This window comes from Avibacterium sp. 20-126 (assembly GCF_044358625.1).
Lineage (GTDB): Bacteria > Pseudomonadota > Gammaproteobacteria > Enterobacterales > Pasteurellaceae > Avibacterium.
In genome coordinates this window covers 1,994,675-2,015,531 of sequence record NZ_CP091457.1, presented here as the reverse complement: position 1 = coordinate 2,015,531, position 20,857 = coordinate 1,994,675, and the positions used below count along the sequence as shown (strand labels likewise).

Here is a 20,857-nt window from a genome sequence, read left to right as displayed (position 1 = left end):
CTTATTCAATAATCTGTATTAATTCACGAATCAATGCCGTAGCATAGCAACCTGCTGGTAAATAAAAGGTTAATTTCAATCCTTCAGGCAAAAATGCCCAATCTAAGGATTGCGGGCATATCAATAAGGGACGGCGACTTGGCTTCATTCGTTCTTTATGCATTAAATTTAAGATCTCTTGATGTTGCTGAACAATCTCCATTTCACGCGCATTCGCCGCTTGAATATGTTCTCCAACCAATGGGGCGGTTAGTAAAATATCTTGATTTTTTAACCGCACTTTTAATTGCTCAAGATCCTCTGCTTCATTCACCGTAAACCAACTGTGTGAGCCATTTAATTGCACAATATCACCGAATAAAATAGCTTGCGTAAGTTGTTGCTGAATACGATCTGAAACCACCAAATTAAAGATTTCACTCCGTGCGGCAGATAAGTAGAAGCTTCGTTTTTTACGATCTTTCACGTTAATTTCACCTTTTGCCCAACGCATTGCTTGTGTGAGATTATGCCCATCACGGCCAAAACGTTGTTCGGTAAAATAATTAGGAAACCCTAACTGCTTCAGATTTTCTAATCGCAGGTTTAAATCGTCAGTTTGTTGTGCGCCACGCAATAAAATCTCAAAATGGTTACCGTCCAAGCTGCCTGTCCGAATTTTTCGGTTATGCCTTGTTACTTTAAGAATTTCCACGCCGTCTAAATGAAATTGACTAAAATCAGGCGTTTCTTGCCCCGCCATATGCAGACAGAACCATTGCTCAGTAATGGCTTTGCGATCTTTTAAGCCGGCATAGCTCATATTACGTGGCGAAATTCCCGCAAATTCAGCTAATTTTTCACCAACGAAAAGGGTATTGGCATCGGTTTTACGCACATAAAGAGCGACAAATTCCCCTTCACCAGCCATTTCATAGCCCAATTCTTCTTTCACGATAAAATCAGCACATTCCGCTTTTAAGTGAGCCGGTTGTTCGGGGGGATTGTATAAAAAGGCGAGTTCTTGCATAAATTAAACCTTCAATAGCAAAGCGACAGCTTCACAAGCAATGCCTTCACCACGCCCGGTAAAACCAAGTTTTTCACTGGTAGTGGCTTTTACGTTCACCTGTTCTATTTCACAATCTAACACCTGTGCAATGGCCGCACGCATATTATCAATATACGGACGCATTTTCGGTGCTTGAGCAATAATGGTAATATCAACATTGCCGATTTTATAGCCTTTGCCCTGCACTTGACGATAAGCTTCTTGTAGTAATCCCTTGCTGTCAGCCCCTTTATATTGTGGATCGGTGTCAGGGAATAATTTCCCAATATCCCCTAACGCCACCGCACCGAGCAATGCATCTGTTAATGCGTGCAATGCCACATCGCCATCGCTGTGTGCAAGCAAGCCTTTCTCATAAGGTATTGCGACACCACCAATAATAATCGGCCCAGCCCCGCCAAAGGCGTGTACATCAAACCCGTGTCCAATTCGTATCATATTCTTTCCTGATCTCTGCTGAAAAATAGTGCAAGATTATAGCATCACCCGCGTTATTCAAAAATGGCTAATTTAAGTGCGGTGGGATTTTTATCATTTTTCTTATTTACTTATCATAAAAATGCGTTACTCTATCACTACCTTGTTATGTGGAGAACCATACAATGATGAAACACCTCTCACTGCTCCCGGGTTTATTCTTAACTATATTAATTAGCTTATTGGCAAGCTTGCTTGCGCAAACCCCCTTAGCGCTGTCGTGGCACATTAGCGCCCTGACATTAGCCATTTTGTTAGGGATTTTAGGTGGAAATACGTTTTATCATCGTATTGAATCCGTAATGAAATCGGGAGTAACCTTTGCAAAAGGAATATTATTACGTTGCGGTATCGTATTATTTGGTTTTCGCTTGACCTTGCAAGACATTAGTCAGGTTGGCTTAAATGCGTTTTTTTCTGATTTAACGATGCTAATTTTGACTTTCTTACTGACTTGTTGGATCGGCATTAAATGGCTTAAGATTGATCGCCAAATTGTACAACTTACCGCTTCAGGTTGCAGTATTTGTGGCGCTGCCGCCATTATGGCAACCGAGCCAATCCTAAAAGCCCCTTCTTATAAAGTGTCTGTTGCGGTGGCATTAATTGTGATTTTCGGCACAGTGAGTATGTTCCTTTATCCGCTACTTTACCCTTACTTGCAAACTTACTTACCAGATCATTTATTCGGTATTTATATCGGTTCAACGGTACACGAAGTTGCACAAGTGTATGCCGCTGGGGCAAATATTACTCCTCAAGTGGCAGATACCGCGGTGATTGCTAAAATGCTGCGTGTAATGATGCTCGCCCCGCTTTTGCTCGCTTTATCCTATTTTTTACGCAAAGAAAATAACCCACAGCAAGGTAAAATCGTCATTCCTTATTTTGCTTTATTATTTATTGGCGTAGCCATTTTTAATTCTTTCAATGTATTACCTTCATTTATCGTAGATTTTCTGGTTCAATTAGACCGCTTTTTATTAATGATGGTGATGGCGGCATTAGGACTCACCACGCATATTAACTCACTGAAACAAGCGGGAACAAAACCCTTATTATTGGGGGCAATAATTTGGATTTGGTTAATGGTGGGGGGACTTGGGATCAATCTCATTTTTGCTTATCTATTGGCATAAATCAGGTTTGCCATAAGGCTCGAAAAATATTAAGAAAAAGCACCGCACTTTATACATTAAGGAAAAAGAAAGTGCGGTATTTTTTGACACAAATAGTTACGTGCGTTACTATTACGCAGTTTATTTTCTACTAATCAATTGTTTTATGCCACTCTCTTTTTCGGATCAAGAAATGTTGATTCGCCAATCGGCGAAGAATAATCCTGCAATGCCAGTAGAGCAAATTCTTTTGGCTCGTTTACTTTTGCATAACAGCAGCCATTATGTGGAAAAACGAAATCAGTTGCTTAAAAAATATCAGCTCAATGATACCCTTTTTATGGCATTAGTTGTGCTATATTGCCAGCCTAGCTATGCTTTACAACCCAGTCAATTAAGTGAAATTTTTGGTTATTCAAAAACCAATGCAACACGTATTGCTGATGAATTAGTAAAGCGTGCGTGGTTAGCACGCACGGAAGTACAAGGGGATCGGCGTGGCTTTTTATTAACCCTTACGCCGCAAGGAATACAATTTTTAGAACAACTTTTGCCCAATCAATGGAAGCAAGTGGATCAACTTTTTTCTGTGTTAGATGAACAAGAGCAGCAACAATTAAAAAAATTATTACTTAAACTGCTAACCAGTTTAGAAAATCTTTAATAGGTGAAGTCAATGACAGAACAAACTGAAAATAAAAAACCGGTATTAAGTAAAAATGCAAAACGTAAAAAAGCACTGGGATATTTTATTACTATACTACTTCTCATCGCGATAATTACCAGCGTTTATTGGTTTTTCTTTGTAAGAAATTATGAGGAAACAGAAGACGCTTATGTGTCAGGTAACCAAGTGATGATTTCGTCCCAAGTGAACGGCAACGTAAGCAAAATTAACGTAGATAATATGGATTTTGTCCATACGGGTGACGTTCTTCTTGAGCTTGATGATACGGATCTCAAATTGCACTTTCAGCAAGCCCAAGATAATTTAGCCAGTAGTGTGCGTCAAATTGAGCAGTTGGGTTTTACGGTGAAACAATTGCAATCCATTTTAGATGCAAAAAGCACCGCACTTAATAAAGCAAAAGGCGATTTACAACGCCGTGAGCAGTTAGCTAAAACAGGATCTATTGATAAGGAAACCTTACAACACGCCAAAGACGCGGTGAATATTGCACAAGCGGATCTACAAGCTACACAGAACCAATTAGCAGCGAATCAAGCCTTATTAGGGAATTTGCCGTTACGCGAGCAGCCAGCAGTGAAGAATGCCGTGAGTGCCTTAACCCTCGCGTGGTTGAATTTACAACGTAGCAAAATTGTTAGCCCTGTTGATGGTTATGTTGCACGTCGTAATGTGCAAGTGGGGCAAAAAGTGGCAGTAGGTAGCCCTTTAATGGCAGTGGTATCCAATCAAACAATGTGGGTTGATGCGAATTTTAAGGAAACCCAACTGCGTAAAATGCGGATTGGTCAGCCGGTAAAATTAGTCTTCGATTTATATGGCGATGACGTAAAATTTGATGGCACCGTGAGTGGGATAGAAATGGGAACAGGCAGTGCTTTTTCGCTTCTTCCTGCTCAAAATGCCACAGGTAACTGGATTAAAGTAGTACAGCGTGTGCCAGTGCGGATTGATTTAGATCCTGACCAAATGAAAAAATATCCATTACGGCTTGGGCTTTCTGCCACAGTGGAAGTGAATGTGGCGGATACGCGCGGTAAGGTGTTGCGTGAACCGAGAGCAAGTGAAGTATTGTATCAAACGCAGGCATTAGATTATGACCTAAGTCCTGTAAACACATTAGCAGAACAAATTATTCAAGCTAATGCAGGTGAATAATATGCAAAAACCTGTTCAAGGTGCCGCACTGGCAGTAATGACGATTGCCCTTTCCCTTGCCACCTTTATGCAAGTGTTAGATTCGACCATTGCCAATGTGGCAATCCCGACGATTGCAGGCGATCTGGGGGCATCGTTTAGTCAAGGTACTTGGGTCATTACTTCCTTTGGGGTTGCAAATGCCGTTTCAATTCCCATTACAGGCTGGCTAGCAAAACGTTTTGGCGAAGTGCGCTTGTTTTTAATTGCTACTGGCTTATTTGTGCTTGCTTCTTGGCTATGTGGTATTTCTCATAGTTTAGAAATGTTGATCTTATGCCGTATTTTTCAAGGACTTGCGGCAGGGCCAATTATCCCACTTTCGCAAAGTTTATTACTGAACAACTATCCCCCGCAAAAACGCAGTATGGCATTAGCATTCTGGTCAATGACGGTGGTTGTTGCACCTATTTTTGGTCCAATTTTAGGTGGTTGGATTAGTGATAATCTGCACTGGGGGTGGATTTTCTTTATTAACGTGCCGATTGGATTGTGTGTCATTTTTCTAAGTTGGAAAATTTTAGCTAAGCGAGAAACCAAAACTTATCAGCAGCCTATTGATATGATGGGATTAATTTTGCTTGTCATCGGCGTGGGTTGTTTACAATTAATGCTTGACCAAGGGCGCGAGCAAGATTGGTTTAATTCTACTGAAATTGTCGTGCTTACTGTGATTTCTGCCATTGCATTAATTGCCTTAATTATTTGGGAATTGACTGAGGATAACCCTGTTGTGGATATTTCCTTATTTAAATCACGTAATTTTAGTGTGGGCTGCTTGTGTACTAGCCTTGCATTTTTGATTTATCTTGGTTCAGTCGTCCTAATTCCGCTTTTATTACAACAAGTTTATGGCTATACCGCCACTTGGGCAGGGCTTGCCGCCGCCCCAGTAGGATTATTCCCCATTCTACTTTCGCCTATTATTGGACGTTTTGGCTATAAAATTGATATGCGAATTTTAGTTACGATCAGTTTTATGGTGTATGCCTTAACTTTCCATTGGCGTGCCGTTACTTTTGAGCCTTCAATGACCTTTGCTGATGTAGCATTACCACAACTTATCCAAGGAATTGCTGTGGCTTGCTTTTTTATGCCACTCACCACCATTACCTTATCGGGTTTACCCGCAGAAAAAATGGCATCAGCCTCGAGCTTGTTTAATTTTTTACGAACCCTTGCAGGTTCAATTGGTACTTCGCTGACCACTTTCTTATGGTATAACCGTGAGGCAATACATCACACGCAATTTACAGAAGCGATCAATCCTTATAATCTCAACGCCCAAGCTTATTACAACACAATGGCAGAGCTAGGTTTGAGCGAAACGCAAACCTCAATGTCTCTCGCAAGAACCATCACCGCGCAAGGATTTATTATTGGCGCAAATGAGATTTTCTGGTTGTCTGCGATAATGTTTATGTTGCTTTTTATCGTGGTGTGGTTTGCCAATCCGCCGTTTGGTAATAAGCATTAGTAAAGCAATAGAAAGAGTAAGAGCGGTGGAAAATTCAGCATTTTTACACCGCTCTTTTCTTTGATGGAGATTTTTATCTGGAGTGATAAACCACAATCGTTTTGCCGTGAGCTGAAATAAGATGTTGGTCTTCCAGCATTTTTAAAATTCGCCCAACGGTTTCACGGGAACAGCCGACCATTTGACCAATTTCTTGGCGAGTAATTTTGATCTGCATTCCTTCTGGGTGAGTCATTGCATCTGGCATTTTAGCGAGGTTTAGCAAGGTTTGTGCAATACGCCCTGCCACATCAAGGAAAGCAAGATTGCGAACTTGTCTTGAGGTATTTTGTAAACGACGAGCAAGCTGACCAGATAAATACATTAAAATTTCAGGATTTACTTGGATGAGCTGGCGGAATTTCTTGTAAGAAATTTCTGCCACTTCACACGTCATTTTTGTTTTTACCCAAGCTGAACGTTCTTGACCTTCTTCAAATAATCCCGCTTCGCCAAAGAAATCGCCTTGATTTAGGTAAGTAAGGATCATCTCTTTACCATCTTCATCTTTGACTAAAATAGCCACAGAGCCTTTGATGAGATAATAAAGCGTTTCTGCTTTTTCACCCGCGTGAATAATTGAACTTTTGGTTGGATATTTATGGATATGGCAATGAGATAAAAACCATTCTAAGGTTGGATCCATTGGCGGAGTATGTTGTTCTTGCACGGTGTCCTCCTACATTTATCATCTATGATTTAAGAAATTCCATTTTATCTTTAATATCAATGGATTCGTGTAATTCCGACCAAACAATTACAGCCGTTCCTTGACGTATTTTGGTCAGCAAGTTTTGCGTTTTCTGTTGGAGGGAAAGCTCCTGTTCACCGTAATCTGTCCCTTCACGCAGAATGAAACTTTCTGCAATATTAATGAGTGTTTCTTCTTCTAAATCTTGCCAAGGAATAATCATCATATTACCTAAAAATTGTTATTATGCAAAGTGTACCGCGATAAGTTTCCATTGTTGTTCAAAATTTTGACTAGAATGATGGCGAAAGTTAGAACGAACATAACGCATAAATTGTCCTTCACACAGATTAACAAGATAAGAGGCAATAATCCGTTCATCGAGATGAAACCCTTTTCCTTCACGTAATTTTCGCATTTGTAAAATATTCACAAATTGAAATTCTAAACGATCAAAAAATTGCGCAACGCGTGCTTGTAGGAGCGGATCTTCAAACATCAAGGCGTGTCCGGTAAGAACACGAGTAAGCCCGGGGTTTTTACGTGCAAAATCTAAAATCATTTGCATAATATCTCGCACACGGTTCATCGTGTTTGTTTCATTTTTGATTGAATGGTTGATACGGCTAAATAAATTACTTTCTAAATTATCAATCAAGGCTTCAAACATTTTGGTTTTACTTGGGAAATAGCGATAGAGTGCCGCCTCCGAAACACCGACTTCTTGGGCAAGGCGAGCCGTTGTCATCCGTTCCATTCCACGTTCGGAATGAAGCATATGGGTCAGCACGGTGAGGACTTGTAAACGGCGTTCTTTAACACTACGTTTATCACTTTTCGTTATTTTTTCTGTACGTTGTGTCGTGGTGTGCTTTTCTGTGATGGGCGCTGGCTCAATCCCCGCAATTTCTAATTGTTCTTCTACCATATTCCCTCTATTGCTTACCCGAATGCCCAAATCCGCCTTCACCACGTTCTGTTTGTTCAAAATCATTTACAACGTTAAATTCTGCCTGCACCACAGGAACGAACACAAGTTGTGCAATGCGATCCCCCACTTCCACCTTGAAAGGTTGATCACCACGGTTCCACATTGAAACCATTAAAGGGCCTTGATAATCAGAATCAATGAGACCAACTAAATTACCCAGTACAATACCGTGTTTATGCCCCAGTCCTGAACGAGGTAAAATGACGGCGGCAAGATTAGGATCGGCGATATAAATAGACAGCCCTGTTGGGATGAGCTTCGTTTCACCCGGTTGGATTTCAAAACTTTCTTCCACCAACGCACGCAGATCTAAGCCGGCAGAACCGCTTGTGGCATAAGCTGGCAAGGGAAATTGCGTGCCAATTCGGCTATCTAAAACTTTTACATCAATCTTTTTCATTTTTTTGTTTATTCCTTTCGTTCAAACTGAGCGTAAAATCGTTCCACAATATATTGAGTGAGTTGCCGTGCCAACTCTTTTTTACTGCTGTGTGGTAATTGTTGGTTGCCGTCACGCCAGAAAAGCTGAAGTTGGTTATCATCACCATTAAAGCCTTTTCCATCAGAAACATCATTTGCGCAGATCAGATCCAAATTTTTACGCACTAATTTATCCTGTGCATATTGAGCAACATTTTGCGTTTCTGCGGCAAATCCTACCACAAAAGGACGGTTCTCAGTGAGTGCAGCCACAGTGGCAATAATATCAGGGTTTTTCACCAATTCTAAGGTGAGCATCTCATTTCCAGCCGTTTTCTTCATTTTTTGATCGGCGATCTGGGCTACGCGGTAATCTGCTACGGCTGCACAGCCAATGAAAATATCCACTTGTGGTGCAAGTGAAAGGGTAACATCCGCCATTTCTTGAGCAGAAATGACATCAATTCGTTCTACTTGCGCAGGCGTAGACAAATTGACCGGCCCTGCAATTAATTTTACTTTTGCACCTCGTTTGGCAAAGGCTTCGGCAATAGCAAAGCCCATTTTTCCTGAGCTGTGATTGCTAATATAACGTACGGGGTCAATGGCTTCACGCGTTGGGCCTGCGGTAATGGCAACCGTTAAGTGGCTGAGATCTTGTTTAGGGAGAAGCATTTCACAAAGTGCGGTGTAAATTTCGGCCGGTTCTGACATTCGCCCGAAGCCCACATCACCACAAGCTTGCTCTCCGCTATTTGGCCCGACAGTGGCAATGCCACGGGCTTTTAAATTGGCCAAATTTTGTTGTGTGATGGATTGGCGGAACATTTGCTGGTTCATTGCCGGCGCAAGCAAAATTGGCGCTGCAGTTGCAAGGCAAATGGTGGTGAGTAAATCATTTGCCATTCCTGCATTTAAGCGCGCCATAAAATCTGCACTAGCGGGTGCGATAACAATAAGGTCTGCCCATTTTGCCAGTTCAATATGCCCCATTGCTAACTCAGCTTGAGGATCTAATAGTGATTGAGCCACCGCATTGCCTGAAATTGCTTGTAATGTGAGTGGGGTAACAAATTCAGCCGCTGCTGCGGTAAGTACCACGCGTACTTCTGCTTGGCTTTTGCGTAACAAGCGGATAAGTTCAATACTTTTATATGCGGCAATACCCCCCGTAATGCCGATAACGATACGTTTTCCTTGAAGATCTTGCATTAATTAGCGATCCTTAAATTAAAAGTGCGGTTAATTTTACTGTAATTTTCCTTAATACAAAATCCTATTTTTCGATCAGGATCGCAAAAGTGATGGATAAATCTATCACAATACGGTTGTCTATGCTAAAAGTAAGTATAAATTGATTTAAGAGAAAAGAGTACATCATTAAAATGACCGCCTTAATGCCACGAGAAAAATTATTAACATTTGGTGCAGAAGCCCTTGATGACAGTGAATTATTGGCAATTTTTCTACGTACAGGGATCAAGAATTGTTCAGTGATGGAATTATCCCGCTTGGTTCTTGAACATTTTGGATCGTTAAGGCAATTAATCAGTGCGGATCAACACGCTTTTTGCAACGTCAAAGGGTTAGGTATCACGCAATTTATCCAGCTTCAAGCCAGTACAGAGATGACAAAGCGTTATTTGTTACAAGAATTGGAAATGGCACAGGCATTTACCCGTCCTGAACTGGTGCGAATGTATTTGCAAACGGAGCTAGAGCATAAAGAGCGGGAGGTTTTTTTGGTGCTTTTTCTAGATAATCAACATCGTTTAATTAAAAAAGAAGAAATGTTTTTAGGGACAATTAATAGTGCCGTTGTGTATCCTAGAGAAATTGTGAAAACAGCATTATTTTGCAATGCTGCAGCGATTATTTTAGCCCATAATCATCCCTCTGGAATTGCAGAGCCGAGCCATTCTGATCGGTGCATTACTGAAAAGATCCAAAAAGTGGCAGAATTAGTGGAGATTCGGGTATTGGATCATTTTGTGATCGGTAAAGGTTGCTATGTTTCTTTTAGTGAAAAAGGTTGGTTATAGCAGAAGTCTTGCCAGCGCAATGTAACAGAATTGCTGATTTTTTTGTCATTTATTGCGTTAATTAAGTGATTTAGGCTTGAGTATAGCAAATAAAGTGAGTATAATTTGCCACCTTTAATATAGTATGCGGGTCGGTTACAGCGACCTGACGAGGTGGCTTGCAAACCTAGTTTGCAGTAATCCGAACCCTAAGCTCGAGCTTATATTTGATTTATTGGAGATTAATATGTCTAGAGTCTGTCAAGTAACAGGCAAGCGTCCAGCAGTTGGTAACAACCGCTCACACGCAATGAATGCGACACGTCGTCGTTTTCTTCCTAACTTACACACTCACCGTTTCTGGGTTGAGTCTGAAAAACGTTTCGTAACTTTACGCTTAACAGCGAAAGGTATGCGTATTATTGATAAAAAAGGCATTGATGCAGTGTTAGCTGAAATCCGTGCTCGTGGCGAGAAAATCTAAGGAGCTAAAAAATGGCAGCTAAAGGTGCTCGTGAAAAAATCCGTTTAGTTTCAACAGCTGAAACCGGTCATTTCTACACAACAACCAAAAATAAACGTAATATGCCAGAAAAAATGGAGATCAAAAAATTTGATCCTGTTGTGCGTAAACACGTTATTTATAAAGAAGCGAAAATCAAATAATTTGATTTTGATGAATTAGAAAAACCCGACTTGTTCGGGTTTTTTTCTATCTGCGTTTCTTGGATTTTTATTGATTGCCTCTATTTATCTACCTAGTGAATTATAGCGATTTCCATTAGAAACAATATAGCATTCGTAAGGAGGAAAAATGCCTGAATTACCCGAAGTTGAAACGACCAAAAATGGCATTTCACCTTATTTGACAGGGTTTACCATTGAAAAAATTGTCGTGCGTAACCCTAGATTACGCTGGGAAGTGAGTCCGCAATTGAGTGAGTTTAGGCAAGTAAAAGTGAGCCACCTTTCTCGTCGTGCAAAATATTTAATCATTCATACTGAAAAAGGGGCAATCATTGGGCATTTAGGAATGTCAGGCTCTTTGCGTGTTGTGCCACAAGATAGTCCCATTGATAAACACGATCATTTAGATATTGTGATGAATAATGGCAAAGTTTTGCGTTATAACGATCCTCGCCGTTTTGGTGCGTGGCTATATACGGATAATTTGGCGGATTTCCACCTTTTTGCGAAACTTGGCCCCGAACCCCTGTCGGAAGAATTTACCGGGGAATATCTGTTTAAAAAATCTCGCAAAAAACAGACCGCACTTAAAACTTTCTTAATGGACAATGCCGTAGTCGTTGGTGTAGGTAACATTTATGCGAATGAAACCTTATTTTTATGTGGATTACATCCGCTAAAATTAGCTAAAAATTTGACTAAAGAGCAATGTGAATTGTTGGTTCAAACCATTAAACAAGTGCTTGCCAGCGCAATTCAACAAGGTGGCACAACCTTAAAAGATTTTTTACAACCTGATGGTCGCCCGGGGTATTTTGCTCAAGCATTGCGAGTTTATGGCAATAAAGACAAGCCTTGTCCAAAGTGCGGTACAAAAATTGAAAGTTTAGTCATCGGACAACGTAATAGTTTTTTCTGCCCAAAATGTCAGAAAAAAGGCGGAAAATAGGGAAAAATGCACTCGTATAAAATTAATTAAACAAACGAAGGAAGGCAAGCAAGCCTTCCTTTTTCATTAGGAACGCGAATGGTTAATCCGTTGTAAAATCAAAAATCGGCAATCATAGGGATTATTTTCATCGGCGGGACGATATTGTTCAAATTCAATTTGCCATTCAGCCCAATTAATTTGTGGGAAAAATGTATCCCCATCAATTTCTGCTTGAATCTCAGTAAGATAGAGTTTATCTGCGTGGGGAAGGTATTGTTTAAATAATTCGCCACCACCAATCAGCATTATCTCAGGAAACTCGTTCACAAAATCCAGTGCACTTGTAAAATCACTTTTCCAAATAACACCATCGTACTCAAAGGGAGAGCGAGAAAGCACAATATTGGTGCGTTTTGGTAATGGACGACCGATACTTTCAAAGGTTTTCCGCCCCATTATCACGGGTTTGCCTTGCGTGTTTTGGCGGAACCACGTTAAATCGGCAGGCAAGTGCCACGGCATTTGGTTATTTTTACCAATCACATTATTTTTCGTCATTGCCACAATTAAACTGAGGGTCATTTGCTTTCCTTTTGATTCTCTTGCTTTGGCTATTATATTACAGGTTTTTGTCGATAGAACAATAAGCCCGGCAATGCCAAACCAAAAACTAATGCCCCTAGAATAAATCCCGTTTTAATAAAATAATCAATCATTTGTGCAAATAATACATCAGAAAAACCATAATGGTGAATTTGCACAATCGCGATCATCGCTTTATAGGCATAAACGCCGGGAATCATCGGGATAATTGCCGCAACTGTAAATACTTTAGGATGGGCAAGATAGCGATGCGATAAATGCACGCCAATAAAACCAATTAAACTGGCTCCAGCAAAGGTCGCAAATACTAACGGTACATCAAAATGCACCAATAAGGTACGCAAGCCGTGTCCTAATGCGCCTAAAATTGCACAATATTTCAATGCCTTAGGGGGAACATTAAAGACTAAGGCAAAGCCCACCGCAGGAATAGCGGCGAAAAACATATCATCTAATAAATTCAGCAACAAGGTCATTTTAATTCTCCCCAATAGGGAATATTTAACAGTGCAAGGGCAAAGACAATACCTAAGCAAGCGCCAAAGGTGAGAATGGTGGCAATGGTCCAACGCCCTAAGCCCATTCCAACGTGGCCTTTGAGAATATCTGCGAGGGAATTAATCAATGGAAAACCCGGCACAAGTAAAAGCACGCTCGAAGCAAGGGCAATTTGCGGATCATTGCCTAATTGATATTTCAACGCCATTCCTGAAATAATTGAGGCGATAAAGGCGGTAATTGAAAAGACAATGATCGGATTATAATGGCGATGAGCAAGGGATTGACGAATAAACATTGCAATTGCAGCAGCAACAAATGTTATCACCGCAATCCTACTATCGCCCCCAGATAAATGGGCAAAACAAGCACAAGATAACCCAATCATTAGCACCACAAGAGAGCGGTTATATTTAAACGGTTTAATTTGCTCAAGGCGTTTTTTCACTTGGTGCAAATCATAAATACGATGCTCCGCCGTAATCACTACGCGTTGCACTTCCGTAACAATATGCATATTAATGCCTTGATCCACATTCTTGCGTGCAGTGGTAATGCAATGATTATGATATAGCGTGGTAATAATCACCGCATTCGGCGTTAAGGCACATTCAACACTATCCATTCCTAAAGCTCGCCCTAATCTATGCGACATTTGTACCACAACCGCACTTTCTGCACCGTGTTGAAGTAGCATTAATGCCACTTTTATACATAATCGTGTTACTTCACGTTGGCGTTCAATATGATTTTGTTCTGACATTTCAATTGCGCTGGGTTGATTAAAAAATGATGCTATTATACCCTGTTTTGAGTAATAAAAATTGTTTTAAATCATACAAAGTGCGGTGAAAATTTAATGAAATTTTTCGCATTTAATGATAGGGTTTTGCGCATTCAACAGTAATAGGAAACTCCCTTATGGAACAAAAGAAAACCATTGTCGTGAAGTTTGGTACAAGTACCTTAACACAAGGCACGACCAAACTTCATCGCCCACATATGATGGAAATTGTACGACAAATCACCCAACTACACCAAGCAGGCTTTCGCATTATCATTGTTACCTCTGGAGCAATGGCGGCAGGACGAGACTATCTCAACCATCCGCAACTTCCGCCTACCATTGCCTCAAAACAATTATTAGCCGCCGTGGGGCAAAGCCAACTTATTCAAACGTGGGAACAGCTTTTTTCTATTTACGATATTCATATTGGGCAAATTTTGCTCAGTCGTGCCGATATTGAAGATCGCGAGCGTTTTCTCAATGCACGAGACACCCTTAACGCCTTATTAGATAACGGCATTATTCCCGTGATTAATGAAAATGATGCAGTAGCCACCGCCGAGATTAAAGTTGGTGATAACGATAATTTATCGGCGCTTGTGGCGATTTTGGCACAAGCTGAACAACTTTATTTGCTCACCGATCAGCAAGGCTTATTTGATAGCGATCCAAGAAACAATCCGCAAGCGAAATTGCTTTCAGTGGTGGAAAAAATCACCGATGCGATTCGCCAAATCGCAGGCGGAAGTGGCACAAATCTTGGTACAGGAGGAATGTCCACAAAAGTGATCGCCGCAGATGTTGCCACCCGTTCAGGCGTGGAAACCATTATCGCACCGGGTAATCGCCCAAATGTAATTGTGGATCTGGCTTACGGCGAAAATATCGGCACCAAATTTACCGTGCAAACAGATCGCATTGAAAGCCGTAAACAATGGCTTTTTGCCGCGCCATCAGCAGGCACGATTATCATTGATGAAGGTGCAACAAGTGCGGTGCTAATTCAGCATAAATCCTTACTTCCAGCAGGCATTGCACAAATCGAAGGGCGTTTTTCTCGTGGCGAAGTGGTAAAAATCCAACAGCCTAACGGCAACATTATCGCCCTTGGAATTCCTCGCTACAACAGCGATGCGTTAAATTTAATTAAAGGCAAAAAATCACAAGAGATTCCACAAATTTTGGGCTATGAATACGGCGCTGTCGCGGTACATCGTGATGATATGGTGGTGTTGTAGAGATATTTTGGAAAAAACTACCGCACTTAGAAAAGAGCGGTAGTGTTATCACGTTTTTTATTCTAAGGCACGTTCCCAAAAGCTATCTTGATGCCAATTCTCAGGCATTCCCATACTAAACAAAGCGGGTTGAGGGTATTTATCTATTAGTCCCTTTAATCGTTTGGCCCAACTGGATCTAAGGTTTACGAATATAGTATTTCAGGAACGGTTAATCTCCCTCTACTTAGTTTTTAATCTTAAATTGATACTCAATCCACTGCCGATAAGGCTGATTTTTCTTGCTTATTCCACCGTATTTTTGCCACTCTGGATGATTAGGGGTATCAGGCAAACATTCTGGCTCAAGGGCGATACCTTGATAATCTTGGTAAGTTCCCCCTAAACGATTTGGCGTGCCAGCCAGATAATTCCCTGTGTAGATTTGTAACGCTGGCTGCGAGGTGGAAACGCTAAGGGAAATTTGGCGATTACTGGAATGCAATATGGCACAAGGCTGTGTGCCATTGAGTAAAAAAGCGTGATCGTAGCCTTTAGTAAGTCGTTGTTCTTGCTGTAAAAAATCTTGAGCTATCATTTTTGCTTGGCGAAAATCAAAACTTGTACCTTGCACCGCTTTGAGAGGGGCATTCGGAATACCTTGTTGATCAACCGGTAAGAATTGCTCACTATTAAGTTGCAACCAATGTTGGCGTACATCTGTGCCAGCGCTGGCATCATCTAAATTAAAATACGCGTGGTTGGTTAAATTAAGTGGTGTATCTTGATCACAAATGCCCTCAAATTCAATACGTACTTGATTTTTTTCAGTTAAACGATAACTCACCTTCACCTGTAAATTACCGACAAAGCCCTGATCGCCATCGGCAGAAAAAAGGGAAAATTGAACAAAATTATCACCGCACTTTTCTACTTGCCAGCGACCTTTGTCAAACCCTTTACCGCCGTGAAGTTGATGTTTGCCTTGATTAGCATTAAGATAAATCGTTTTACCATTTAAGCGAAAGCGACTATTGGCGATGCGATTAGCATAACGCCCCACCGTTACCCCTAAATAAGCTTGCTGTGTGAGATAATCCTGTATATGGCAACCTAGCAGTACTTCTTGTAATTGATTATTCACGGGGATTTTACAAGAAAGCCACGTCGCCCCCCAATCCATTAATTGAATGCACATTCCTTGTTGATTGGTTAGCGTAAATAGCTTAAAGGGCTTGCAATCTGGCGCAAGCCCGGTGTGCGATTGTCTTAACATACTGAAACCCCTTGTGAGGCGGTGCAAACATAGAAATCTTCTTTTAGCCCTGTTTGTTTTTCATAATTTTCGCTAATAAGCTGGCGTACCGCTTCAACTTTTTCTTGTGGCGCAACCACCACAATACAGCCACCAAAACCGCCTCCTGTCATTCTCGCCCCGCCTGTGTTGCCAACGGCAAGTTGAGCGAGTTCGACTAAGTAATCAATTTGTGGCACGGTGATTTCAAAATCATCACGCATTGAATCGTGGGATTGTGCCATTAATTGCCCTAGTTTACTGAGATCGCCTTGTTTTAAAGCCTCAACAGCAGCAAGCACACGGGCATTTTCAGTAATAACGTGCTTGGCTTGCTTAGCGACGATAGGATCAAGTGCGATAAGTTTTTCTTCCATTTTATTGAACTGTTCCACTGACACATCTCGCAAGGCTTTCACGCCAAAAAACGCGGCGGCTTTTTCACATTGTGTGCGACGAGTATTGTATTCACCGGCGACTAAATCGTGTTTAACGTGAGAATTAACAATCATCACAGCTACATCATTTGGTACAGGTGTGGGTCGAGTTTCAAGACTGCGACAATCTATCATCAGTAAATGATCTTTTTGCCCAAGGGCGGAAATCAGTTGATCCATATTGCCACAATTCGCTCCAACGAATTGGTTTTCTGCTTGCTGACCGATCAACGCCAATTGAGTATCGCTAAGCGGAAGCTGGGCAAGCTGTTGGCAAAATTTGCCGATAGCCACTTCCAATGAAGCGGAAGAGCTTAGCCCAGCGGAAAGTGGCACATTACCACTAATCACCAAATCAGCCCCTTTCTGGAAATGAGGACATTGCGCTTGAATAAATTTCACCACCCCACGCACATAGCCCGTCCACTTATGTGCAGGATTTGTTTCAATGGGCTTGGCGAGATCAAATTCATCAAACGCATCAAGATCAGCGGCATAAACCCGAAATAAACTATCATCACGCTTTGCACCACATACTGCCGTGCCATAATTAATGGCGCAAGGCATCACAAAACCGTCATTGTAATCTGTATGCTCACCAATAATATTAACGCGCCCGGGAGCATAAACACGGAGATCAAAAGTGCGGTGAAATTTTTCAGAAAATAAGTGTTCTGCACGTTGTTGTGGGGTCATTGATTGTCTCCTTCTTTTGATTTAGCGTAATTTGTAATGAATATCGCTTAAAGCCCGTAATCTTTCTGCGGCTTGTTCTGCGGTGAGATCACGTTGGCTTTCCCCCAGCATTTCATAGCCCACCATAAATTTTCGCACCGTGGCAGAACGTAATAATGGGGGATAAAAATGGGCGTGTAGTTGCCAATGTTCATTTTCTTTGCCGTTAAATGGCGCAAAATGAAAGCCCATTGAATAAGGGAAAGAGGTTTCAAACAGGTTATCATATTTGGTGGTCAGCAATTTCAAGGCAAGTGCCAAATCTTGCTGTTGCTCAGGGCTGAGTTGTGCAAAGTTTTTACGATGTTGTTTAGGGAGTAATAAGGTTTCAAATGGCCATACCGCCCAATAAGGCACAAGGGCAACCCAATGTTTGGTTTCCACCACAATACGCTCTTTTAGTGCCAATTCCCGTTGTACATAATCCACCAATAGCACTGAACCGTATTTTTCAAAATAACGCTGTTGAGCCAGATCTTCCTGAGCCACTTCATTGGGAAGAAAACTGTTCGCCCAAATTTGCCCGTGTGGGTGTGGATTTGAACAGCCCATTGCTGCCCCTTTGTTTTCAAAAATTTGCACCCAAGGGTAACGCTGACCTAGCTCATTGAGTTGAGCTTGCCATACATCAATTACATCAGCAATTTCTTCTACGCTCAGTAAGGGTAAGGTTTTGCTGTGATCAGGTGAAAAACAAATGACACGACTTTCCCCTTCTGCCGCGGCGGTTTGAAACAACGGATCATCACTAGGTGCGGGCTTAGGCGTTTGTTCTAACAAGGCAGAAAAATCATTTTTAAAGACAAAAGGTTTGTGATAATCAGGATTTTGCTCACCCGTAATACGCTTATTGCGCGGACAAAGATAACAGTTAGGATCATAGCTTGGTTTTTGCACTTCTTCATTTTTCTCTTGCTGACCTTGCCACGGACGTTTTGCGCGGTGGGGAGAAACCAGCACCCAACGGTCAATCAATGGATTATAGCGGCGGTGTGGATGATCTGCCGCAACAAATTGTTCAGACATAATTATTCTCCCTTATCAAAAAGATGAAAGCGGTTACAAAAAGAAACTGCTATAAAATAGCAGATTGCCAAAAATAAACTATTAACTAGATCACAAATTGAGAAATAAGTCGTATTTTTTTGTGATAGAGTTTTCATTTTTTAAAGTAAGCGTTTTCAATTAGAAAAAATTCTTTATATGATAAGTGCGGTATAAATTTTTTGCATTTTTAGGGGAGAAGATGATTACAATTCGTGATGTGGCAAAACAGGCGGGGGTTTCCGTCGCAACGGTTTCTCGTGTGCTGAATAATCATTCTTCCGCCAGTGAGAAAGCCCGTCTGGCGGTACAAAAAGCGGTGCAGGAACTGGGTTATCACCCTAATGCGAATGCACAAGCGCTCGCCCTGCAAAACACGGAGACCATTGGCGTGGTGGTAACCGATGTTACCGATCCTTTCTTTGCGATTTTAGTTAAAGCGGTGGATAAAGTGGCGGAACAGCATCAAAAAAGTATTTTGATCGGCATTGGTTATCATAATGCAGAAAAAGAACGCCGTGCTATTGAAACCTTGCTACGCAAGCGTTGTAGTTGCTTAGTGGTGCACGCCAAAGCCTTGAGTGATGAAGAATTAAGCCAATATTTAAGTCGCATTGCGGGAATGGTGGTGATTAATCGTGTGGTGAAAGGCTATGAAAACCGTTGTGTGAGCCTTGATAACACCAAAGGCACGTTTATTGCCACAGAAAGTTTAATTCGCCTTGGGCATAAAAATATTGGCTATATTGGTTCTAATCATCAAATTAGTGATGCACAAGAGCGAATACAAGGTTATCTCAATGCTTTGGAAAAGTATGTCTTACCTTATGCTGAACATCGTATTGCCTACAGTTCGCCTGACTTTGAGGGTGGTGAACAGGCAATGATTCATCTACTGAGCTACAATTCTGATTTAACCGCCGTCGTCGCCTATAACGATACAATGGCAGCAGGAGCAATTTCCGTATTAAATGAAAACAATATCAACGTGCCGAAACAATTTTCCATTATCGGGTTTGATGATATGCCCATTGCCCGCTATTTGATCCCTAAACTTACTACTATTCGCTATCCGATTGATTTAATGGCAACTTATTCGGCTAACTTAGCGTTAAGCTTGGTGGATAACCGCATTAATACACCGATTCATACGCAATTTAATCCAACCCTAGTCAGACGATTTTCCACAGAACCTTGTGATTAATTTATGATCACCGTCACATTTTTAAACATTTTTTTGTAATCGTTTCCATTAATGTGAGAGGGATCACAGTCTTAACAATTATTTTTCGTTATGCTCTGTTCTGTTATTGAATTTATTTCATAACAAATCCTTGTGCTGTATGAAATAAATTTAGCAGTATGCACAACCTCTTTGCGATTGTTTAATCCATTTAAGGAGCTATCTATGAAAAAAATGCTATTAAAAACCACCGCACTTGCTGTGGGCTTAGGTCTTGCTGCAACAACAGCACAAGCGGTAAACCGAATTGGTGTAACGATTTACAAATATGACGATAATTTTATGTCTTTAATGCGTCAAGAAATTGATAAAGAAGCAAAAACACTTAAAGACGTTGAATTATTAATGAACGATTCACAAAATGCCCAATCCGTGCAAAATGACCAAGTAGATGTGTTGATCTCTAAAGGGGTGAAAGCCCTTGCCATTAACCTTGTGGATCCCGCGGCTGCGCCAACCATTATTGGCAAAGCAAAAGCGGAGGATATTCCGGTGGTGTTCTTCAATAAAGATCCGGGCGCAAAAGCCATTGGAAGTTATGAACAGGCTTATTATGTGGGGACAGATCCAAAAGAATCAGGCGTCATTCAAGGGCAACTTATCACCAAGCACTGGAAAGCTAATCCAGCCTTTGACTTAAATAAAGACGGTAAAATTCAATATGTACTGTTAAAAGGTGAACCCGGTCACCCAGATGCCGAAGCACGAACCAAATATGTGATTGAAGAATTAAATAAAAATGGCATTGAAACCGAACAGCTTTTTATTGACACAGGAATGTGGGACGCAGCATTAGCGAAAGACAAAATGGACGCGTGGTTATCCAGCTCTAAAGCGAATGATATTGAAGTGATTATTTCTAATAATGACGGTATGGCAATGGGTGCATTGGAAGCCACCAAAGCACACGGTAAAAAATTACCGATCTTCGGTGTGGATGCCCTGCCTGAAGTGTTGCAACTGATCAAAAAAGGGGAAATGGCAGGCACCGTGTTAAATGATGGCGTAAACCAAGGTAAAGCTGTGGTGCAATTAGCCAATAACTTAGCTAACGAAAAACCCGCGACAGAAGGCACACAATGGAAATTAGAAAGTAAGGTTGTGCGTATTCCTTATGTGGGTGTCGATGCAGATAATCTAAATGAATTTCTAAAATAATATGCATTATATATAGGGGGAGAATGGCTCCCCTTTTCTATGAGGTTGGCTAT

24 protein-coding genes are annotated in these 20,857 nt (G+C 41.2%); 11 read left to right on the top strand and 13 right to left on the bottom strand.

From position 1 onward, the window contains the following. Position 1: 1 nt before the first annotated feature. Entirely contained in the window at positions 2 to 1,009 is a 1,008-nt protein-coding gene (gene truD / locus L4F91_RS09440) for a tRNA pseudouridine(13) synthase TruD (RefSeq protein ID WP_395896167.1), read from the bottom strand. A 3-nt stretch (positions 1,010 to 1,012) separates the two neighbouring features. Then, positions 1,013 to 1,489 carry a 2-C-methyl-D-erythritol 2,4-cyclodiphosphate synthase gene (gene ispF / locus L4F91_RS09435; RefSeq protein ID WP_395896165.1) on the bottom strand — a complete coding sequence of 159 codons (477 nt, stop codon included), beginning with the start codon at positions 1,487 to 1,489 and terminating at the stop codon, positions 1,013 to 1,015. A gap of 167 nt (positions 1,490 to 1,656) precedes the next feature. Here ispF and L4F91_RS09430 point away from each other — a divergent pair, with 167 nt between their 5' ends. From L4F91_RS09430 to L4F91_RS09415, 4 genes are all read left to right on the top strand, one after another. Next, entirely contained in the window at positions 1,657 to 2,667 is a 1,011-nt protein-coding gene (locus L4F91_RS09430; RefSeq protein ID WP_395897879.1) for a YeiH family protein, read from the top strand. Between the two features lie 145 nt (positions 2,668 to 2,812). After that, a complete protein-coding gene (mprA, locus tag L4F91_RS09425) occupies positions 2,813 to 3,310 on the top strand; it encodes a transcriptional repressor MprA (protein ID WP_395896163.1) in 498 nt (165 codons plus the stop codon). A gap of 12 nt (positions 3,311 to 3,322) precedes the next feature. Further along, a complete protein-coding gene (locus L4F91_RS09420; protein WP_265762791.1) occupies positions 3,323 to 4,492 on the top strand; it encodes an EmrA/EmrK family multidrug efflux transporter periplasmic adaptor subunit in 1,170 nt (389 codons plus the stop codon). Position 4,493: 1 nt separating this feature from the next. Continuing rightward, positions 4,494 to 6,008 carry a DHA2 family efflux MFS transporter permease subunit gene (locus tag L4F91_RS09415; RefSeq protein WP_250351567.1) on the top strand — a complete coding sequence of 505 codons (1,515 nt, stop codon included), beginning with the start codon at positions 4,494 to 4,496 and terminating at the stop codon, positions 6,006 to 6,008. A 73-nt stretch (positions 6,009 to 6,081) separates the two neighbouring features. On the opposite strand, the gene crp is transcribed toward L4F91_RS09415, so the two are convergent. The 5 genes from crp to coaBC form a co-directional block, all read right to left on the bottom strand. Then, a complete protein-coding gene (crp, locus tag L4F91_RS09410; RefSeq protein WP_265748352.1) occupies positions 6,082 to 6,717 on the bottom strand; it encodes a cAMP-activated global transcriptional regulator CRP in 636 nt (211 codons plus the stop codon). A 22-nt stretch (positions 6,718 to 6,739) separates the two neighbouring features. Further along, the gene (locus L4F91_RS09405) at positions 6,740 to 6,961 is read right to left on the bottom strand and encodes a YheU family protein (RefSeq protein ID WP_250351642.1); all 222 of its coding nucleotides are present in this window, start codon (positions 6,959 to 6,961) and stop codon (positions 6,740 to 6,742) included. A gap of 21 nt (positions 6,962 to 6,982) precedes the next feature. Continuing rightward, complete coding sequence (gene slmA / locus L4F91_RS09400; protein WP_250351643.1) at positions 6,983 to 7,582, bottom strand: nucleoid occlusion factor SlmA; 600 nt, start codon at positions 7,580 to 7,582, stop codon at positions 6,983 to 6,985. A gap of 91 nt (positions 7,583 to 7,673) precedes the next feature. Further along, positions 7,674 to 8,129, bottom strand: a complete 456-nt coding sequence (dut, locus tag L4F91_RS09395; protein WP_250351568.1) for a dUTP diphosphatase — start codon at positions 8,127 to 8,129, stop codon at positions 7,674 to 7,676. 8 nt (positions 8,130 to 8,137) lie between these two features. Next, on the bottom strand, positions 8,138 to 9,361 hold the full coding sequence (gene coaBC, locus L4F91_RS09390; RefSeq protein WP_395896159.1) for a bifunctional phosphopantothenoylcysteine decarboxylase/phosphopantothenate--cysteine ligase CoaBC: 1,224 nt from the start codon (positions 9,359 to 9,361) through the stop codon (positions 8,138 to 8,140). Positions 9,362 to 9,534: 173 nt separating this feature from the next. Here coaBC and radC point away from each other — a divergent pair, with 173 nt between their 5' ends. The 4 genes from radC to mutM all read left to right on the top strand — a co-directional run bounded on the left by radC (position 9,535) and on the right by mutM (position 11,806). Beyond that, positions 9,535 to 10,191: a DNA repair protein RadC gene (radC, locus tag L4F91_RS09385; protein ID WP_395896157.1), complete on the top strand. Its 657-nt coding sequence runs from the start codon at positions 9,535 to 9,537 to the stop codon at positions 10,189 to 10,191. 226 nt (positions 10,192 to 10,417) lie between these two features. Beyond that, positions 10,418 to 10,654, top strand: coding sequence for a 50S ribosomal protein L28 (rpmB, locus tag L4F91_RS09380; RefSeq protein ID WP_011608297.1), 237 nt, complete (start codon positions 10,418 to 10,420; stop codon positions 10,652 to 10,654). Between the two features lie 11 nt (positions 10,655 to 10,665). Beyond that, the gene (gene rpmG, locus L4F91_RS09375) at positions 10,666 to 10,836 is read left to right on the top strand and encodes a 50S ribosomal protein L33 (protein WP_005542835.1); all 171 of its coding nucleotides are present in this window, start codon (positions 10,666 to 10,668) and stop codon (positions 10,834 to 10,836) included. Positions 10,837 to 10,984: 148 nt separating this feature from the next. Then, the gene (gene mutM / locus L4F91_RS09370; RefSeq protein WP_395896152.1) at positions 10,985 to 11,806 is read left to right on the top strand and encodes a bifunctional DNA-formamidopyrimidine glycosylase/DNA-(apurinic or apyrimidinic site) lyase; all 822 of its coding nucleotides are present in this window, start codon (positions 10,985 to 10,987) and stop codon (positions 11,804 to 11,806) included. A gap of 66 nt (positions 11,807 to 11,872) precedes the next feature. Here mutM and folA read toward each other — a convergent pair whose 3' ends face one another. From folA to L4F91_RS09355, 3 genes are read right to left on the bottom strand one after another with little or no spacing between them, the layout of a single operon-like run. Further along, on the bottom strand, positions 11,873 to 12,370 hold the full coding sequence (folA, locus tag L4F91_RS09365; protein WP_395896150.1) for a type 3 dihydrofolate reductase: 498 nt from the start codon (positions 12,368 to 12,370) through the stop codon (positions 11,873 to 11,875). Between the two features lie 32 nt (positions 12,371 to 12,402). After that, the gene (locus tag L4F91_RS09360) at positions 12,403 to 12,867 is read right to left on the bottom strand and encodes a threonine/serine exporter family protein (RefSeq protein WP_250351572.1); all 465 of its coding nucleotides are present in this window, start codon (positions 12,865 to 12,867) and stop codon (positions 12,403 to 12,405) included. Further along, entirely contained in the window at positions 12,864 to 13,652 is a 789-nt protein-coding gene (locus L4F91_RS09355; RefSeq protein WP_250363600.1) for a threonine/serine exporter ThrE family protein, read from the bottom strand. The genes L4F91_RS09360 and L4F91_RS09355 overlap by 4 nt, the downstream gene beginning before the upstream one ends. A gap of 158 nt (positions 13,653 to 13,810) precedes the next feature. On the opposite strand from L4F91_RS09355, the gene proB reads away from it, so the two are divergent. Beyond that, entirely contained in the window at positions 13,811 to 14,914 is a 1,104-nt protein-coding gene (gene proB / locus L4F91_RS09350; protein ID WP_395896146.1) for a glutamate 5-kinase, read from the top strand. A 226-nt stretch (positions 14,915 to 15,140) separates the two neighbouring features. On the opposite strand, the gene galM is transcribed toward proB, so the two are convergent. From galM to galT, 3 genes are read right to left on the bottom strand one after another with little or no spacing between them, the layout of a single operon-like run. Continuing rightward, positions 15,141 to 16,169 carry a galactose-1-epimerase gene (gene galM, locus L4F91_RS09345; RefSeq protein WP_395896145.1) on the bottom strand — a complete coding sequence of 343 codons (1,029 nt, stop codon included), beginning with the start codon at positions 16,167 to 16,169 and terminating at the stop codon, positions 15,141 to 15,143. Beyond that, the gene (galK, locus tag L4F91_RS09340; RefSeq protein WP_395896142.1) at positions 16,163 to 17,320 is read right to left on the bottom strand and encodes a galactokinase; all 1,158 of its coding nucleotides are present in this window, start codon (positions 17,318 to 17,320) and stop codon (positions 16,163 to 16,165) included. Before galK ends, galM begins: the two co-directional genes overlap by 7 nt. A 21-nt stretch (positions 17,321 to 17,341) precedes the next feature. After that, on the bottom strand, positions 17,342 to 18,385 hold the full coding sequence (gene galT, locus L4F91_RS09335) for a galactose-1-phosphate uridylyltransferase (RefSeq protein ID WP_395896140.1): 1,044 nt from the start codon (positions 18,383 to 18,385) through the stop codon (positions 17,342 to 17,344). A 220-nt stretch (positions 18,386 to 18,605) separates the two neighbouring features. On the opposite strand from galT, the gene L4F91_RS09330 reads away from it, so the two are divergent. Then, on the top strand, positions 18,606 to 19,607 hold the full coding sequence (locus tag L4F91_RS09330; RefSeq protein WP_395896138.1) for a substrate-binding domain-containing protein: 1,002 nt from the start codon (positions 18,606 to 18,608) through the stop codon (positions 19,605 to 19,607). A gap of 204 nt (positions 19,608 to 19,811) precedes the next feature. Beyond that, positions 19,812 to 20,804 carry a galactose/glucose ABC transporter substrate-binding protein MglB gene (gene mglB / locus L4F91_RS09325; protein WP_250363594.1) on the top strand — a complete coding sequence of 331 codons (993 nt, stop codon included), beginning with the start codon at positions 19,812 to 19,814 and terminating at the stop codon, positions 20,802 to 20,804. The last annotated feature ends 53 nt before the right edge of the window (positions 20,805 to 20,857 follow it).